Origin of the sequence: Lentzea aerocolonigenes (assembly GCF_000955955.1) — a bacterium.
Lineage (GTDB): Bacteria > Actinomycetota > Actinomycetes > Mycobacteriales > Pseudonocardiaceae > Lentzea > Lentzea aerocolonigenes_A.
Genome location: NZ_JYJG01000045.1, coordinates 1 through 16,559 on the forward strand (window position 1 = coordinate 1; position 16,559 = coordinate 16,559).

The window sequence follows — 16,559 nt, forward strand, 5'->3', positions numbered from 1 at the left end:
GTGTGCATCCTCATTCTCCGTTTCTGCGTTGTGGATCATGGTTTGTGAGCTCGAGACATCCCTGGGATCAAGGGACCACGCAGCCACGAACCTGCCGGTAGGCCATCGCTCTCGCGCAGCAGGACTGACAAGGTGAAGTCTCCGCCAGCTCGTCGACATCGGAGTGCGGTGACCCTCCACCCGAAGGCACCTGCGCGTAGATGGGTGCGGTGTCCTGGGTGACGACGAGCGCTCGAACAATCTCGTTGTCGCGCTCTGCCGTCACCGCGTGGTCGGCTTCACTCTCGCGCCGCCGACATCACCCCTGAAGCCTCACGAAACGTGAGACAGTTGGTGTCTGCTCTCGCCTCGGTTTCACGCCGAGAGACGGGCCTTCACCCGGAGCGGACGCCGCCTCATCCAGGCGCGTTTCACCGCTGCCGGACGATTCGCACCACTCCACGCCCAGGACCGGGCCCACGAACCAACCCCATGAGGGAGAACTCCATCACCGCTTCCGCGCTCACTCCGACCCTGGCCGCACCCCGCACCCTCACCGACATCTACGGCCCCGACGTCACCGTCTGCGCACGCCCCGCCCAAGAACCGGCTGTGCCATCGAGCAGACACCGCAACACCCGCGACGTCCTGTCCGCCCGCCCCCTCGCCGTCGCCGCCGACACCCCCGTCATCACCAGCGCGGGCGGCACCGAACCCAACCTCCTCGCCGCCCTCCTCGATGGCGGCCTGCCCGTCTGCACCGACCCACGCGAGTTCCGCACCGAGGCCGAGTTCGCCCTCCGCGTCACCGAAGCCCTCAGCGACGGCCTGCGCCTCTCCATGGAATACCCGCAGCCCGCCAACCTGCACCCCGACGAACGCTCCGTGAAAAGCGCCGAACTCGTCGGCTACCTCAACAACAAAGCCAGCATCAGCACCTTCGTCGACCCCCGCTTCCAAGCCCGCCGCGAGATCCTCGGCATCGACGAACTCGCCCAAGCAACCCCCGTCGAGAAGTCGTGGGTCCTCAAAGCCGCCACCAACGCCGCCCACGGCGCCAGCCTCGACGTCTATCTGCACCGAGCCGGGGATCCGGTCACCCTGCCCGCGTTCACCGACATCCTCACCGAGGTCGTCGTCGAGGAATACCTGCACATCCACCGCAACTGGGGCATTCAGCTCTACGTCGCCGCCGACGGCAGAGCCCGCCTGCTGGCCGTGACCGACCAGCGCATCGACGCCGACGGCATCTACACCGGTGGCCGCTTCGGGCTCGTCGTGCCTCTTCCCGCCGACCTGCTCACCGAATGCCTCGCAATCGCCCAGCGTGCCGCCGACGTCGGCTACCGCGGCGTGTGCAGCCTCGACTGTGCCCAGACCTACGACGGCAGGCTCGTCATGCTCGACCTCAACTTCCGCATCACCAGCGGGTCCATCCCGCTCCTGGCGTTGCACACCATCCGTCCTGACGCCCTCGATCGCCCGTCGGAATCAACGAAACTCACCACCGCCGCACCCATCGCCGCGCTGCTCGCCGCGTTGCAGCCCGCGTTGCAGCGCGGCGGGCTCCTTGTCACCGGAGGCCACGACACCCGCCGCACCGACAACCCGGTCAACCAGGCCACGCTGCACCTGCTTGTCTTCGGCGACGATCCTGACGACGTCACCACCCGCCGCACCGCGCTCGAAGCGATGTACGGCCGCCGCTGACTCGGATGATCTGCGCGACGGCAACGGTGGTTGCGACTTGGCCATCAGTCAGTCGCCGCTCGACACCGAGCACCAAGGAGACCTCGGTCCGGGCGGGCGTTTGGAGAACCTGAGGCCCGGCCGCGGCCCAGCCGATCGACAGCAACGGGCTCCACCGCATCGAACGCCGCGTTGCCGTAGTCGCCAGACAGAAGTGGCTCGGCAACGTTCAAAGCCGCCGAGACGGCGCTGACGAACAGCGTGAACCTGCGCAACGGCCGAAGACCTTCTGCTGAGGCGCCGTGATCTCGTAGCCATGAGAAGCCCAAGGGATCGACAGATCGACAACGGCCGCGATGATCACCGTCACTGCCCACGACACGTCTTGCAGAATCCCTGACCGCGAGCCCGAAGCGGGCCGGTTGCTGACGTGCCGCAAAGCAGCGTTGTGCGGACGACCACGAGCACGTTGGCGGTCGTAGCAGGCCTCCGCACACGCCCGCGGTGAACCTCACGTTCGCCCGATGGGCAGGACGGCGACCGGTTTCAGCCGACCTTTTCAGCGCAGCGGTGAGCGCGGCCCTGCTTGCCGCCGGACTGGTGGCTTCCGGGTTTCGTCGAGCCTGCGGCTGTGAGCAGCGTAGAGTGAAATCACCGAGGGTATGTCGCGCATCGGCGGTCAAGCCGATGTCGCCTTGGGCGCATCGGGAAATCCGGCTGGTTCGGCCGGAGGCGGGAGCGCCGAGATGATCTCGGATCTGCTCTGGACCACTGCAGCGCCGACCGTGCTACACGGTCTGAGGTTGCCGCTCAAATCGGACGCGATGTCCGCTGAGCACTTCAACGGGAGCTGGCGGCCGCTGTCGACCGACCCCGCCATCGAAGTGCCCGCGCTCGTCGCTCATGCCAGGCGAAGCCGGTAGAACCCCGAGCCGCTCTGACCCGCTCAGGGCTGCGCCGGCACCTCAGGCGCCGTGCTGTGCATCAGCGCAGGGACGCGGGTACCAACGCCGATCAGCGATCAGAGAGACACCCACGTGGATCACCTCAGTCTCGGAGTCATCGCACGGTCACGCAAGGAGAACGAGCTCCGGCTCCCGATCCACCCGCTGCATCTCAAGCGGATGGACGCGGATCTGCGTGGCCGAATCTACCTCGAACGCGGTTACGGTGAACGCTTCGGCATCTCCGACGAGCAACTCGCCACGTCCGTCGCGGGGCTGCGCTCGCGCCAAGAGCTCATCGCGGCATGCGATGTCATCCTGCTGCCCAAACCCCTCGCTGAGGACGTCGCAGAACTCAGGGAGGGGCAGGTGCTGTGGGGCTGGCCGCACTGCGTGCAGGACGCGAAGCTCACCCAGCTGGCCATCGAACGACGGCTGACGCTCATCGCCTTCGAAGCGATGAACCACTGGACTGCCGACGGTTCATTCGGTCTGCACGTCTTCCACAAGAACAACGAGCTCGCTGGCTACTGCTCGGTGCTGCACGCCTTGCAACTCGTCGGCTCGACCGGTGACTACGGCCGGAGACTGAACGCCGCCGTGATCGGCTTCGGCGCCACCGCACGAGGTGCCGTGACGGCTCTCAAAGCTCACGGGATGCACGAAGTCGACATCCTCACCAACCGCGGGGTCACGGCGGTCGGCTCGCCGATCCACTCCGCGCGGATGGTTCATTTCGACCACGACGACGACGATCCGCGGCGCAGCCACGCGTTGACCGACGCCGGGCGCGTCCCGCTGGCAGGATTCCTCGCGAAGCACGACATCATCGTCAACTGCGTGCTGCAGAACCCAGACAAGCCGCTGACGTTCCTCGTCGAGGACGACCTGGCCGCATTGTCTCCGGGGACGCTCATCGTCGACGTGTCCTGTGACAGGGGAATGGGGTTCACCTGGGCCCGACCCACGTCGTTCGCGGAGCCGTCCTTCCTGGTGGGCGACAACGTCCGCTACTACGGGGTGGACCACAGTCCCTCCTACCTGTGGAACTCGGCGACCTGGGAGATCAGCGAAGCGCTGCTCCCGCACCTGCGCTCTGTCCTCACCGGTGCCTGGGAGTCCAACGAGATCATCCGACGTGCCATCGAGATCCGCGCCGGCATCATCCAGAACCCCGCCATCCTGTCCTTCCAACACCGCTCATCGGAGTACCCGCATGCCCACGTCTGAGCCGCGAACCGCCGCCCTCGTTGACCACGCCGATGCTTCCGGCGCCTGCGACGTGTGCCCACATCCGTGGCAGGCGCACGATCCGCTCAGCACTCGCTACTGCACCGCGACCACGGCGTCCGCGCTTTCCCGAGGCTGCATCTGCCCATGACGGGGGCCAACGTGATACGACCGAGAGGTGACGGACACTCCACATCGGACAGTTTGGCCGCTACCGTCGCTTCGGCCCCTCGCGCAGCCGCGAGAACGCGTCCGTGACCGCATCCACCGCTCAGCAGGCAAGCGGAGCGCTACATCTCCACACGTACCAGCACACCGCTACAGAGCACCACGTGGTGGTCAGTGCCGGCGAACGAGCGGCGGAGAGGGGCATTGACGGTCGCGCGATCTGGCCGGATTTTGGCCACGCCGTCCGAAAGGGAACGCCAGGACATTTCGAGAAGGTCGGCAAGTGCCGCCGGTAAGACCTCCCAATTTATTGACACCCCCGCACGCTCCGCCTTCACGTGCGCGATCAAGCTCCGCACGAGCACTGCAATTTGGGTGCGCTTCCTGAGGATCAGCTGCCAGTGCTCGACGTACCGCGGTTTCGGGCCGTCGTGCGGTGGACGGGCGAGCTTCGGCGGGTGCTCTCGCGGTCTCCGACGTCGGTCTTCCCTGGTGGAGCGAGCGTGTGGACGCGGCTGACCTGGGGCGCGTGCTGGTCGCCGCACAGCGAGGACGGGGCTCGCTGCCAGCTTTTCCTGAAACTTCCTTCAAGTCGCAGACGGCCAGCAATTGAAAATTTCTGCTGCATTGCGCCGATCATGACTGAATGGGTGTACGGTTGATTTGTCGAGAACATCTCGCATGTGGGCGCTCAAGCTCACGTCGTACTCGGCAAAAACAGAACCGGCTTTTTCTCCGGCCGGAGACTGGAGTCCCGACATGACGTCGGCACCCCACCTTCCGATCGCCCCACTGGCCACTGCGGCCGAGCAGCCTCGGCACCCGCAACGATTGCGGTTGCGGCCGAAGGCGCCCAGCACGGGGCATGTCGACGGTGCCTGGTGGCCTCGTTCCCGGGACCTCGCCGCCGAACTGCCTGCCTTGCTCGCAACGCTGGCGGTTCGGCTGGGCGACGTGCTGCGCGTGAACTACAACCTCACCGAGTGGGACTCCGCGCCCCGTCGCGTCATCTCCGGCGGCCGTCAGATCCGGCTCGACGGGTTCTACTCACGACCCGCGGACACCGTGGACGTGGTCGCGGCGAACAGGCGTCGTCTCACGCTGCTCGTCGTGCCGTCGAACACCGACCCGGCCGCGGCGCACCAGACCATGATGCTCGCCGCGGATCGCGACAACGACCAGACCGTCGGCGACCTGCTCGCCGCCGGCGTCAGCGTGACCGCGGCGACACAGGACACGACCAACCTGACCCGTATCGCGCTCGCAGGCTGGGAAGCCGAGGGCGGTCGAATCCCCCAACAGGTGAGCAGGCACACCTCATGACGACACCCACCTACATGTCCTTGTACGAGCGCAGAGTCGTGCTGGTCCAAGAAACACTGACAGCACATTCCAAGCTCAGCGCGAAACACGCACGAGATCTCGCCGTCCACGTGCTGGGCTCGCTGGACCACATCCCCGAGAAGGTGCGCTGATCACCGGACGCCGTGTTCGAACAGTCCGAGCCGTCCAGCTGCCGAGGAGCCGCATGTGAGCACCCGGCTGCTGCGCATCGGTTGTGCCTTCACCTATCGGGCAGAGGTGCCCACCTCGACGGTGTTCCAAGTGCGGCCCGCCGACAACCAGGACCTGCGGGTGACCTGTGAACGACTGGTGTTCGAGCCCGCCCTGGCCATGCGGCACTACCGGGACCTGTACGGCAACCCCTGCACCCGTGCCGTGCTGCCACCCGGTCCGTCCACAATGCACTACAGCGCGCTGGCCGAGGTGCCGGACCGCGTCGAGGACATCGACGAGGATGCGCCCGAAGCGGCGCCCGCGGATCTTCCGGACGACGTGCTCCTCCACACCCTGCCCAGCCGCTACTGCCTTTCCGACGTCCTGGGCGATGAGGCCTGGTCGAGGTTCGGCGCGCATCCGCCCGGCTACCAGCGGGTGCGGCAGATCTGCCGGCACGTCCACGACCACCTGAGCTTCGGCTACGGCACTTCCACCGCACTGTCCACCGCGGCCGACGTCAACGCCACGGGCATCGGCGTCTGTCGCGACTTCGCGCACCTGGCGATCTCGTTCTGCCGGGCGCTCAACATTCCGGCCCGCTACGTCTTCGGCTATCTGCCGGATCTCGACGTGCCACCGGACGGAGCGCCGATGGACTTCGCGGCGTGGATGGAGGTCTGGCTGGGCGACCGCTGGTGGACCTTCGACCCGCGCAACAACACACCCCGCAAAGGCCGCGTCGTCATCGGCCGCGGCAGAGACGCCGCCGATGTCGCCATGGCCACCACCTTCGGCGGGCCGCAGCTGGAATCGATGGTCGTCCACGCCGAAGAGGACCGCGAGCTGATCCGGCGCCCCTGAAAGTCGTTCATTCACAACCACACCGCACCTACGGCCTGATCCTCGCCTGAAGGTTGAGGACGTTGGCGAAGCCGAACGCGAAGGTGAGCCCGACGACCGTCGCCACGATCACCGTGACCGCCCGCTCGACGTCCTGGAGCACGGCGGAAAGCACGCCCGAGGAGCCCGAGTTGCGCCCGAGATCCCTGACGTGCGGCGATTCAGGGCGGCAGATCGCGACAGCAGCGTGCGACGTATCTTGGACTTGAAGTGCGGAAACGACACTCACCGGCATCACCTGGCGCCAACGCCGTCTGCAACCTGAGGACTCTTGATCAGCGCGCTCATCGTCCCTGGAGTCAGGGTCACGCCGCCAGAGCGTGGTGGTCTCCCGCGGGCGGCCCGGTGTGCTCAGACCGCCCGCGGGAATTCTCAGCCCTCCACCCGGTGTGACGTCCAGAACGACGTCAGGTCGGTTGAGCCGGCTGCCGCTTGTGCCGCGGCTTTGAACTCCGCGGTGGTGGACACGCCGTACCAGTGCGACTGGGCGTAGTTGCGAAGCAGGTTCGTCATGGCCGTGTCACCGATGAGCCGGCGCAGGTCGTGCAGCACGCACTTGCCGTAGCCGTACACCACGGCCGAGTACCTGGAGGAGTGCGTGTCCCAGTAGGCCATCGAGTTGGTCAGCTTCTCGTCGGCCGACTGCCAGGTGATGCCGCAGCCGGAACCGTTGACGCCGCGGTAGAGGTCAGTGGCGTAGTCGGTGAAGCTCTCGTCCAGCCACGGCGAGCTGTACTCGTCGTCGCCGACGATGCCGTACCACCACTGGTGCGCGATCTCGTGCGGCAGCGCGACGTTCGACACGAGGTCGAGGACGAAACCGGGGTACTCCATGCCGCCGAACCAGAAGTTGTTGTCCAGCACGATGTCGAGCTCGCCGTAGGGGTAGTCGCCGAACCGTCCTGAGTGGACGTCGACCGAGTCGGTGGCCAGGGTCAGCATGGAGTTGGCGTCGCTGCTGGAGATCGCGCTCACCGAGTACACGTTCACGGCCACGCCCTTGCCGGAGGTCTTGCTGATCTTCTTGAACGGTCCGGCGGCCCAGGCGAAGTCGCGCACCTCGGTGGCGGTGGCACGGGTCGTCGTGGTGGTGCCGCTGGTGGTCTCGGTCGAGGTTCCGGTGGCCGGGGTGAGCAGGCTGGTGGGGTGCACCAGGGTCACGTCGAAGTCACCGATGACGGTGTAGAACGACTCGCCGTTGTTGGTGTACGGGTCCAGGTGCCAGCCGGCACCGTCGCGCACCGCGAGCACGGGCAGCGCGTTGCCGATCATGTTGAACGCTCCGTCGTGACCGAAGCGGTCGGCGCCGCCGGGGACGACGATCTTGAGGTCGAACGCGACGGTGGCGGACTGGTTCTGCGCCAGCGGGGTGGGCAGGGTGATCTTCAGGGCGGTGCAGTTCACGCTGAGCGCGGCGGGTGTGCCGCCGGTGACGTTCGTGACGGTGATCGGGGTCGTCGGGCAGGAGCCGTGGTAGTTGTCCCACAGCCGCAGGTACACCTCGGGCAGCGTGGCCGGGGAGGCGTTGGTGAAGCTCACCGACTGGTGGCCGGTCCAGGTGTCGCCGGAGCTGTTCGACGTCAGATTGGCCGTGTACGCGGGCTTGATCGGTGTGCGAGTGGTGTCGGCCTGCGCCGGCGTGACGGTCCAGGTGAAGGTCGCACTGCCGGTGTGGCCACCGGGGTCCTTCGCCGTGACTGTGACCGACGAGGTTCCCGCCGAGGTGGGCGTGCCGGTGATCTTGCCGGTGCTCGCGCCGATCGACAGCCCCGCGGGCAGCCCGGTCGCGGTGTAGGTCAGGGCGTCGCCCTGCGGGTCGCTCGCCTGGAGCTGCAGCGAGACGGGCTGCCCGGCCGCCGTCGTCTGGTTGCCCGGCGACGTCACGGCCGGGGATTGAACGCTCCCACCCGCGGTGGTCAACGAGAAGTCGTCGAGCACGAAGTCGGTGGCAAGTCCGGAGTCCTCGGTGCCGGTGAACTTGAGCGTCACGGTCTGACCGAGGTAGCGCGACAGGTCGACGGTGCGCCGCACGTACCCCGCGGCCTGGTCCACATTGGAGTAGCTGGCCAAGGTGTCGGACCCGGCCTGCAGCACCAAGGTGTCATAGCGGGTGCTGGTCGTCTCCTTGGTGTCGATGTGGAGCCAGTAGGTCAACGTCGCCGACGCGCAGCCGGCGGGCAGCGTCACGGACTGGGACAGCGTGTCGGTGTGGGTCGAGCCGTATCCGTCCAGCCAGGCGATCTTGGTGCCACCGTGCGCGGGCTCGCCGGCCGTGGCACTTGAGATGACACCGCTGGTCGCCGACCACGGCGCGGCGCCGGATTCGAAGCCGCCGTTGCCCATCACCTGGTCACCGCAGGCCGCGCCTGCCGCCGGTGCGGCCAGCGCAATCAGCCCGGATGCGCTCACGGTCAGCGCAAGGCACGCAGAAAACACCCTCGTTCGCATGAGGTCGCCCTTTCCGTTCACCCCGCCCATCGGGGTGCCGCACAGCTTTGTTTCCGCTGACGCGCTCGACTACCCGTCATAGGTATTGTTTTCCGAACGATCCTCAAGCGATGACAAAGACTGCTTCTTCTTGCCGTCAAGACCGGCGTGGGCAGGCACGATAGGTCGCCATCGAACGGCGATCAAGGGTGTGATCAGACATTGTCCGAAGGTGGACATCGTCAACAGCGACATTGTTTTACCAGTTTGATGAATGTGAAAAGAGACTTCCCGATCACCGCAGAACGCGATGTACCGTTCCTGACCACGAACGGCCGATCGCCGTTCACTCCCTGCATTTCCTGAATACCGGATCCCGTCCGGAACTCAGGGAAAGGACCGCTGATGAAATCCTCGCAACGCCTCCTCGCCATCGCCGGCGCGGTGGCGGTCGGCGCGGCCCTGGTCGGGACCGCACTCGCGTCCCCGCACGCCGCACCGCCCACCACACCCTCGGTGTCCCCGGCTCAGGCCAGGGACAACGCCCACAACGCGGCCGCGAGCCTCGTGGCCGACCGGCCCGCCGCACTGGCCGCCGCGGACGACGACACCTTCGTGGAGACGAAGGTCGAGTCCGGCCCCGGCGTGCAGTTCGTCAACTACGCCAGGAAGCACAAGGGTCTGCCCGTCGTCGACGGCGACCTGGTCGTGCAGACCGACCCGTCCGGCCGGGTCCTGTTCACCTCGGTGGCACAGGACCGGCCGATCACCGGGATCAACCCGCACGCGAAGCTGGATCAGGCGCAGGCCGCGCAGGTGGCCGCCGCGCAGCTGTCCGAAGTGGACTCGGCACAGGCTCCTGTCCTGTCCGTGCTGGCAGCGCAGAACAAGCTCGTGTGGAACACCAGGGTCGCGGGCACCAAGGACGGGGAGCCGTCGGTGCTGGACGTCTACGTCGACGCGCAGACGGGCGCGGTCGCCGGTACGAGTGAACACGTCGTCGAAGGCACCGGCGACTCCGCCTACAGCGGCACGGTGACCATCGGCACCACCAACTCCGGTGGCACCTACAAGATGCAGGACCCGAACCAGACCTCCGTGGTGTGTCAGGACGCGGCGAACAACACGACGTTCTCCGGTTCCGACGACGCGTGGGGCAACGGCGATGCCACCAGCAGGGAAACCGGCTGTGTGGACGCGCTCTTCGCCGCGGAGAAGGAACGGGAGATGCTGTCCCAGTGGCTGGGGCGCAACGGCTTCGACGGCAACGGCGGCGGCTGGCCGATCCGGGTCGGCCTGGACGACGTGAACGCCTACTACAACGGTTACGAGATCCAGATCGGGCACAGCCAGGGCACGAGCAAGTGGATCTCCGCGATCGACGTGGTGGGCCATGAGGCCGGCCACGGCGTCGACGACCACACCGGCAGCGGCGGCGTCTCCGGTGGTGGCACCCGGGAGTTCATCGCGGACGCGCTGGGCACGTCGACGGAGTTCTTCATCAACGCGTCGACGAACGACACGCCGGACTACACCATCGGCGAGAGCGTGAACCTGGTGGGAGCGGGTCCGATCCGCTACATGTACAAGCCGTCGCTGGTCTCCGGCCACCCGGACTGCTACTCGAGCAGCGTGCCGAACGCGGAGGTGCACGCCGCCGCTGGCCCCGGCAACCACTGGTTCTACCTCCTCGCCGAGGGCACCAACCCGGGCAGCGGCAAGCCCACCAGCGCCACCTGCAACGGCACGAGCAACCTCGCCGGCATCGGCATCAAGGACGCGCAGAAGATCCTCTACGGCGCGATGCAGCTGAAGACCAGCGGCAGCAACTACGGCAAGTACCGCACCTGGACGCTGCAGTCGGCGAAGACGCTGTTCCCGAACAGCTGCGACATGTTCAACAAGGTCAAGGCGGCCTGGGACGCGGTGAGCCTGGGCGCGCAGACCGGTGAGCCGACCTGCTCCGGTACCCCCACCACGACCACTCCGCCGACCAGCACCACGACCCCGAAGCCGCCGACCGGCTGCTCGGGCCAGAAGCTGACCAACGGCGGCTTCGAGTCCGGCGCGACCGGCTGGTCGGGCACCACGGGCGCGATCGGCCAGTGGGGCGGCTCCGGCCAGCCCGCGCACGGCGGCACCTACGACGCCTGGCTCGCCGGGTACGGCTACGCGGCCACCGACACGCTGTCCCAGAACATCACCATCCCGGCAGGCTGCAAGGCCACGCTGGCGTTCTGGCTCCACATCGACACCGCGGAGACGACCACCAGTGCCGTCTACGACAAGCTGACCGTCCAAGCTGGATCGACCACGCTCGCGACGTACTCGAACCTCAACAAGGGAACGGGTTACACGCAGAAGAGCATCGACCTGTCCGCGTTCGCCGGGCAGACCGTGACGATCAAGTTCACCGGTGCCGAGGACTCCTCTCTCAAGACGTCGTTCGTGCTGGACGACGCAGCTGTGAACCTGAGCTGACCGAGGCAGCGCGAGACCGGGCGGGGAAACCCCCGCCCGGTCTCGTCGTGTGACGGGGCTACAGCCAGCCGCGGTGCGCCGCGACGACGCCGGCCTGGAACCTGGTGTCCACGCCGAGCGCGTACATCAGCGCGGTGAGCCTGCGGCCGACTGTTCGCTCGGTGATGCCGAGGGCTCTGGCGATGGCACGGTCCTTCATCCCGGCCGCGAGCAACGTGAGCAGCTCACGGTCACGCGCGTTCAGTCCGTCATCCGGCGGTGGCGTCAGGTCGACCGGGACCGCCCTCGCCCAGAGCAGCTCGAAGTACGCGACCAGAATGTCCACAATGGCCGGTGCGCGCACGAGCAACCGCACCGAGCCACCGCAGTCGTCGCCGGACACGGGAATCATGGCGACGCGGCGGTCCGCGATCACCATCTTCGCCGTGGTGTCCGGGAGAATCCGCGCCTGCTCCCCGCCGCGATCAGGTGGCGCACGTCGTCGACGGCCTCCTGCCAGGACATCCCGGCGAGCGAGTAGACGCACCGGTAGGACACTCCTGCCGCGAGCTGCGCGAGCTCGATCGGGTTCGGGATCGACCGGTCGTGCGGAAAGGGCGGCGACAGCACGCCGGCCACCTCGGTGCGAGCGTTCAGCTGGACACCGGCGAACGCAGCCACCGCCGCCTCGGTCCCCTCGACCAGCTCCACCCCGGCCCCGGCGCTGTGGCCCGCCTCGCGGTGCAGCCCGGCGACGAGCTTCGCGACTTCGACCTGCATCGCCGCCAGTTCGCCGCGCCGGCGCTGAATCAACGCGTTGAGCGCGCCTTCCGCGGCGATGGGGATGAACGGTCCGTTCTCGGTGCGGCCGAACTGGTAGACGAGCGTGGCCGTGACCAACTCGGCCAATGCGCACCGCACCGCTTCCACGGGAGCACTCACGTGTTCGGCCAGCCGTTCGGCGGTGGCTTGCTTGAGCTGCAGCAGCGCCAGGTCGACGGTGTTGGAGAGCTCGTCGAGCCTGGCGGGTTCGAGCAGGAACATCGCAACCTCGGGTGGGTCAGAGGTCAGTAGAAAAAATCATCGCCAGATCGGGGCACCGACCTGGCGATGATCATGGATCGCGGGATCACGCCCGCGATGAGGAACAGGCCGGTCAGGCCACCTTGACGGCGAAGACGCGAACGCTCGGCGCGTTCGGCAGGGTGATCGACACCAGCGTCTTCCCGGACGTGATCGGCACCGACCTCGTGTACAGGCAGTACGCCGTGCTCGTGCTCGTCAGGCCGTTGGTGTCGTTGCGCCCCAACACTTTGAACGCGACTGTGGCCGGGTAGGTCGCCGCGCTCGCGCAGCTCCAGCTGGGGAAGCCCCACGACGAGCTGCTGGACGTGCCGTCGCTGTAGTTGAGGCGGATCGTCCCACCGGCTTCGCCGGTACCTGAGGCGCCGAGGAAGTTCACCTTCGAGCCGGTGTAGCGGTACTCGATCGTCTGTCCTACCGGCTTCACGGAGTCGAAGTTCCCGGAGGTCGTGCTGGGCCACGTGTAGGAGACGCCGCCGAGGGTGACGGTCTGGCCGGCCTTGACGCTGAGCGCCGTCCCGTCCGGCAGCTGGGCGTTGGCGGCCAGCCGGTCGGACGACAGGGTGCGGCCGCTCGCGTCCCAGGTGCCCGCGGTCGGCGCGTCGCTGTCGGTGATCGCGGTGGCGTTGCGGGCGTGCGAACCGTCGGGGCCGGCGTTCCAGCCGGAGTAGGTGGCGGTGGAACTGACCTTCAGGCGGTACATGACGGCCGTGGCCGCGGGGACCGTGACGCTGAAGCCGCCGTTCGCGTCGATCGACGTGATGTCGGGGCCGAGGATCGTCGTGAGCGTGAAGTTCTTCGCGGACGTCCCGATCACCGAGCCCTTCGTGGTGGCGGTGACCGGCGCCGTGGCCGACCGGTTCATGATCGCGACCGCGTAGTCGCCGTTGCTCAACGGCTTGGCGAAGACGTCGTAGCCGGTGCCCTGAGCGACTCGCTTCGCCGGAATCGCCAGCGAATCCTGGCCCACCGCGATCAGACTGGGCTTCTTCATGAGGTTCGCCTGCGTCGACGAGATCGCACCGCTGGCGGTGGAGTTGCGCACCATCGCGACCATGTGGCTGTTCTGCATCGCCCACATCGCGTAGCCGCCGAGCTTGCTGTCGGTCGCCATCGCCGAGTCGTCGAAGTACAGCCGGTCGGGGTCGAGGAAGTGGCCCTGCTTGCCGTAGGAGCGCAACGCGTTGGTCATGTCCACGAGCCCGACGGTGCCTGCCCAACTGGTCCCGCCGACGTCACCGCCGATGCGGTAGGCGTGTCCCGCGGGCACGACGCTGTCCATCAGACGCTTGTACAGCGCCGTGTCGTAGGTGTCGTTGCTCCAGTTCGCGTACGCCGGAGCGGAGATGTTGAGCACCATCGACCGGCGCTTCGTGGCGTCGGCGGCGGACTTGACGGCGTTGATCGCGGTGGCGGCGCGCCGCGCCGACTCGATGGCCGTGTCGATCTCGAGGTCGGAGTCGAGGTGGGTGAAGCAGCACTTGTTCGTCGTGTTCGGCTCACCGCAGTAGTCGAGTTTGATGTAGTCCGCGCCGACGCTCGCGAAGAACGCGAAGTCCTTCTGGAAGTTGTCGTAGCTGCCGGGAGACGCCACCCGCCCGCCCGAGTCGCACATGTACTTGCCGCCGCTGGCGTAGACGCCGAAGAACATCCCCTTGCCGTGCAGGTGGTCCCCGACGTCCTTCAGGCCGTTGGGGTACTTCGTCGGCGACGGGATGAGGTTGCCCGTGATCTTGTCGCGGCCGCTCGCGCAGTTCGGCACGACGGTGGCGTTCGCGTCCCAGTCGGTGCAGTCGGACCGGACCGCCCAGGTGTCGTCGAACGAGACCGTGTTCCAGCCCAGGTCGGCCAGACCGGTGGAGACGGCGTCATCGGCCGTCTTCTTCATGCTGGCCGCGGTGGTCTTGGACCAGGACTCCGAGCGCAGGATCATCCGCGGTTTGGTCGCGTAGGAATGATCGATGTTGACCGTGTCGTCCGGAACGGTTCGCGAGAGTGCGACTGCCTGTTGCGAGGCCATCGCCACGGTGACGGCGGCGAGAAGTGCCGTCGCGGTGATCAGGGGCCATTTCGACGGGTGCATGAACGGACTCCTCGGTTCGTGCTGCGGAAGCGGGGTGGGAGCCGCCCTGCAGGGGTGGGACGGCTCCCGTGTTCAGAAGTGGCTTGGAGAAGGGCGTGGCCGGCGAGACGGCGGTTCACCGGCCACGAGCAGGGGTCACTCGCCGCGCGGGTGCATGCGGAAGTCGTAGTCGCGAGGCAGTTCGGCGATCGGCCCGCCGCGCTTGGCCTGGTAGCCCAGCCAGAGGTCGCTCAACGCGACGTTGGACTCGCGGATGGCCGGAACCACGATGCCCTCGTCGATCAACCGGCCCGCCCTGGCCAGATCGCCGGTGTCCACCGCACACCGCGCCTCGAACAACCGAACCCGTCCGTCCTGGCGGTGTTCCGCCGGAAGGCCCGCGATGACCGCCAGTGCGTGCGCCTGCCGGTTCAGCTCCAGCAGCAGGCCGACGTACTCCAGGCTCAGCGCGAGCAGGCCGGGAGCGAGGCGGTGTGCCTTCGCGTACGCCTCCACGGCGGTCTCGTGCTCACCGCGGTGCACGAACAGCGCGCCTAGGTTGCGCCACGCCCACGCGTTGGGCATCTCTGTGATCGACGCGAACCAGGACTTCTCGGCCGCCTCGACGTCACCGCTCGAGCACTGGAGCACACCGCGAAGCAAGCACGGCAGCCAGCCCTGAGCGTCTTCGAGCAACGGACCCCATTCAGGAGCGACCTGGTAGGACGGCGGCGGCGTGGAGACATCGCCCGCGGGAAGTTCGCCGGTGTCGAGCAAACTGATCCACGGCAACTGCTCGGGCCCGAGAGTGTGCTCGGGGAACGGTGTGGCGGCCCGCTCGAACGAGTGGTCACCGGCGGCGACGCGAAGACGGTGTTCCAGTGCGCCCCAACCGGTTCCGGAGTGCAGGTGCTCGACCGGGGCACTGTCCACCCAGGACTCGGCGGCGAGCAGCTCCTTGTCCAGTCCGGTGGCGTCCACCAGCTCGTCGAGTCCGGACTCGACGGCCGCACGCGCCTGCGCCCAGTCGCCGTGCACCGCGACCGGATCGGCCTGCGCGAGACCGTAGGCCTCGACCCAGCGCCACTGCGCGTGGGCGGGCATCGGCAGGTGTTCGAGCTGTGTGCGCGCGAGGCCCGCCTGGATCTCCAGGTAGCCCTGGCCCGGTTCGGACAGCCACTCCTGCCACCGCTCCCCACCGGTGTGCTTGCCCCACACGAACAGCTTGCGTCCGGCGAGCCGTTTCGTCGACGTCTGGACCAGTCCCGCACCGGCACCGTCGAGCGCGGCGATCCAGTGCCTGCTCCCGGCGGGGATGTCGAAGAAGAGGTCGCTGGAGTTCACCGCGCGCGACGGGTAGGTGCGTTCCAGGCCATCGGACTCGGGCACGGCGACGCGGCGGATGGTCTTGTCGTAGGTGAAGCGGTACGCCTCGTCCGCCGGGGCGACCACGCGCACGTTCTCGCCCTGCGGGACCGCGATGTTGGACCACCAGTACATCGGCACCTCGTGGTCGTTCGGGTTCACGATGGTGACGTGCACCAGCAGGACCGGTGAGGACTCCGGCAGGTAGGCGTCGATCTGGAACACCACACGGCGCAACCGCTCGTACTCGTACATCCGCAGCACCGGCGTGCCGTCCGGGCGGACTGCCCTCACGGCGTGCAACGGCTCGCAGGTGGTGGGCGTGTGGCCGATCGTGCCGATGTTCCACTCGACGCCGCCGGCGAACCACGCGTTGCGCAGGGCCAGGTTCGCCGGCTGGAACACCGGGTTGGAGAACAGCAGCTCCCTCCCGGACGGCTTGTGGATCAGCGACCACAGCCTGCCGCCCGCGTCGAGCAGGAAGGTCGCCCGCAGGACGTCGTTCTCCAGCACGGCGACACGGTGCTCGGCGGTCGTGCGCTCCCGGCCGTACGAGTCCTGCATGAGATACGGCATGACCGACGACACGCGCCCGTAGCCGGCGTTGCGGCTCAGCTCCTCGTCGGCGTCGCCGAGATCTGCGACCACGTGCGGATCGCCGGCCCTGAACAGCGGCGGAAGCGGGTTGACCGGCCCTACCCAGGCGGTGGGCATGGACAGCACGCTCAGCGTCAGAGCACTATTCATTCCTC

The 16,559-nt window shown here is 67.5% G+C and carries 13 protein-coding genes; 7 read left to right on the forward strand and 6 right to left on the reverse strand.

Annotated elements, in window-relative coordinates; all coding sequences use genetic code 11:
• The first annotated feature begins 471 nt into the window (after nucleotides 1-471).
• From UK23_RS08415 to UK23_RS08435, 6 genes are all read left to right on the forward strand, one after another.
• A complete protein-coding gene (locus UK23_RS08415) occupies nucleotides 472-1,689 on the forward strand; it encodes a hypothetical protein (RefSeq protein ID WP_045310837.1) in 1,218 nt (405 codons plus the stop codon).
• 1,016 nt (nucleotides 1,690-2,705) lie between these two features.
• Nucleotides 2,706-3,842 carry a N(5)-(carboxyethyl)ornithine synthase gene (locus UK23_RS08420; protein ID WP_045310838.1) on the forward strand — a complete coding sequence of 379 codons (1,137 nt, stop codon included), beginning with the start codon at nucleotides 2,706-2,708 and terminating at the stop codon, nucleotides 3,840-3,842.
• Nucleotides 3,829-3,993 carry an RGCVC family protein gene (locus tag UK23_RS54955; protein ID WP_196777659.1) on the forward strand — a complete coding sequence of 55 codons (165 nt, stop codon included), beginning with the start codon at nucleotides 3,829-3,831 and terminating at the stop codon, nucleotides 3,991-3,993. The genes UK23_RS08420 and UK23_RS54955 overlap by 14 nt, the downstream gene beginning before the upstream one ends.
• Before the next feature lie 776 nt (nucleotides 3,994-4,769).
• A complete protein-coding gene (locus UK23_RS08430; protein ID WP_196777660.1) occupies nucleotides 4,770-5,333 on the forward strand; it encodes a DUF5994 family protein in 564 nt (187 codons plus the stop codon).
• Nucleotides 5,330-5,485 carry a DUF6307 family protein gene (locus UK23_RS52575; RefSeq protein ID WP_196777661.1) on the forward strand — a complete coding sequence of 52 codons (156 nt, stop codon included), beginning with the start codon at nucleotides 5,330-5,332 and terminating at the stop codon, nucleotides 5,483-5,485. The genes UK23_RS08430 and UK23_RS52575 overlap by 4 nt, the downstream gene beginning before the upstream one ends.
• Nucleotides 5,486-5,540: 55 nt before the next feature.
• Nucleotides 5,541-6,371, forward strand: coding sequence for a transglutaminase-like domain-containing protein (locus UK23_RS08435; RefSeq protein ID WP_052684468.1), 831 nt, complete (start codon nucleotides 5,541-5,543; stop codon nucleotides 6,369-6,371).
• 28 nt (nucleotides 6,372-6,399) lie between these two features.
• Here UK23_RS08435 and UK23_RS51340 read toward each other — a convergent pair whose 3' ends face one another.
• Nucleotides 6,400-6,639 (reverse strand): hypothetical protein, encoded by a 240-nt coding sequence (locus UK23_RS51340; RefSeq protein ID WP_156212954.1) that lies wholly within the window; start codon nucleotides 6,637-6,639, stop codon nucleotides 6,400-6,402.
• 143 nt (nucleotides 6,640-6,782) lie between these two features.
• Nucleotides 6,783-8,858, reverse strand: a complete 2,076-nt coding sequence (locus UK23_RS08440) for a putative Ig domain-containing protein (RefSeq protein ID WP_045310902.1) — start codon at nucleotides 8,856-8,858, stop codon at nucleotides 6,783-6,785.
• 384 nt (nucleotides 8,859-9,242) lie between these two features.
• Between UK23_RS08440 and UK23_RS08445 the strand changes: the two genes are divergently transcribed.
• Nucleotides 9,243-11,318 carry a M4 family metallopeptidase gene (locus UK23_RS08445; RefSeq protein ID WP_082114510.1) on the forward strand — a complete coding sequence of 692 codons (2,076 nt, stop codon included), beginning with the start codon at nucleotides 9,243-9,245 and terminating at the stop codon, nucleotides 11,316-11,318.
• A gap of 58 nt (nucleotides 11,319-11,376) precedes the next feature.
• On the opposite strand, the gene UK23_RS48390 is transcribed toward UK23_RS08445, so the two are convergent.
• The 4 genes from UK23_RS48390 to UK23_RS08460 all read right to left on the reverse strand — a co-directional run bounded on the left by UK23_RS48390 (nucleotide 11,377) and on the right by UK23_RS08460 (nucleotide 16,554).
• Nucleotides 11,377-11,736, reverse strand: coding sequence for a response regulator transcription factor (locus UK23_RS48390; RefSeq protein ID WP_052684469.1), 360 nt, complete (start codon nucleotides 11,734-11,736; stop codon nucleotides 11,377-11,379).
• Nucleotides 11,730-12,341, reverse strand: coding sequence for a hypothetical protein (locus UK23_RS48395; RefSeq protein WP_052684470.1), 612 nt, complete (start codon nucleotides 12,339-12,341; stop codon nucleotides 11,730-11,732). The genes UK23_RS48390 and UK23_RS48395 overlap by 7 nt, the downstream gene beginning before the upstream one ends.
• A gap of 112 nt (nucleotides 12,342-12,453) precedes the next feature.
• Nucleotides 12,454-14,463: a glycoside hydrolase family 27 protein gene (locus tag UK23_RS08455; RefSeq protein ID WP_045310840.1), complete on the reverse strand. Its 2,010-nt coding sequence runs from the start codon at nucleotides 14,461-14,463 to the stop codon at nucleotides 12,454-12,456.
• A gap of 135 nt (nucleotides 14,464-14,598) precedes the next feature.
• A complete protein-coding gene (locus UK23_RS08460; RefSeq protein ID WP_045310841.1) occupies nucleotides 14,599-16,554 on the reverse strand; it encodes a DUF5107 domain-containing protein in 1,956 nt (651 codons plus the stop codon).
• Between the last annotated feature and the right edge of the window lie 5 nt (nucleotides 16,555-16,559).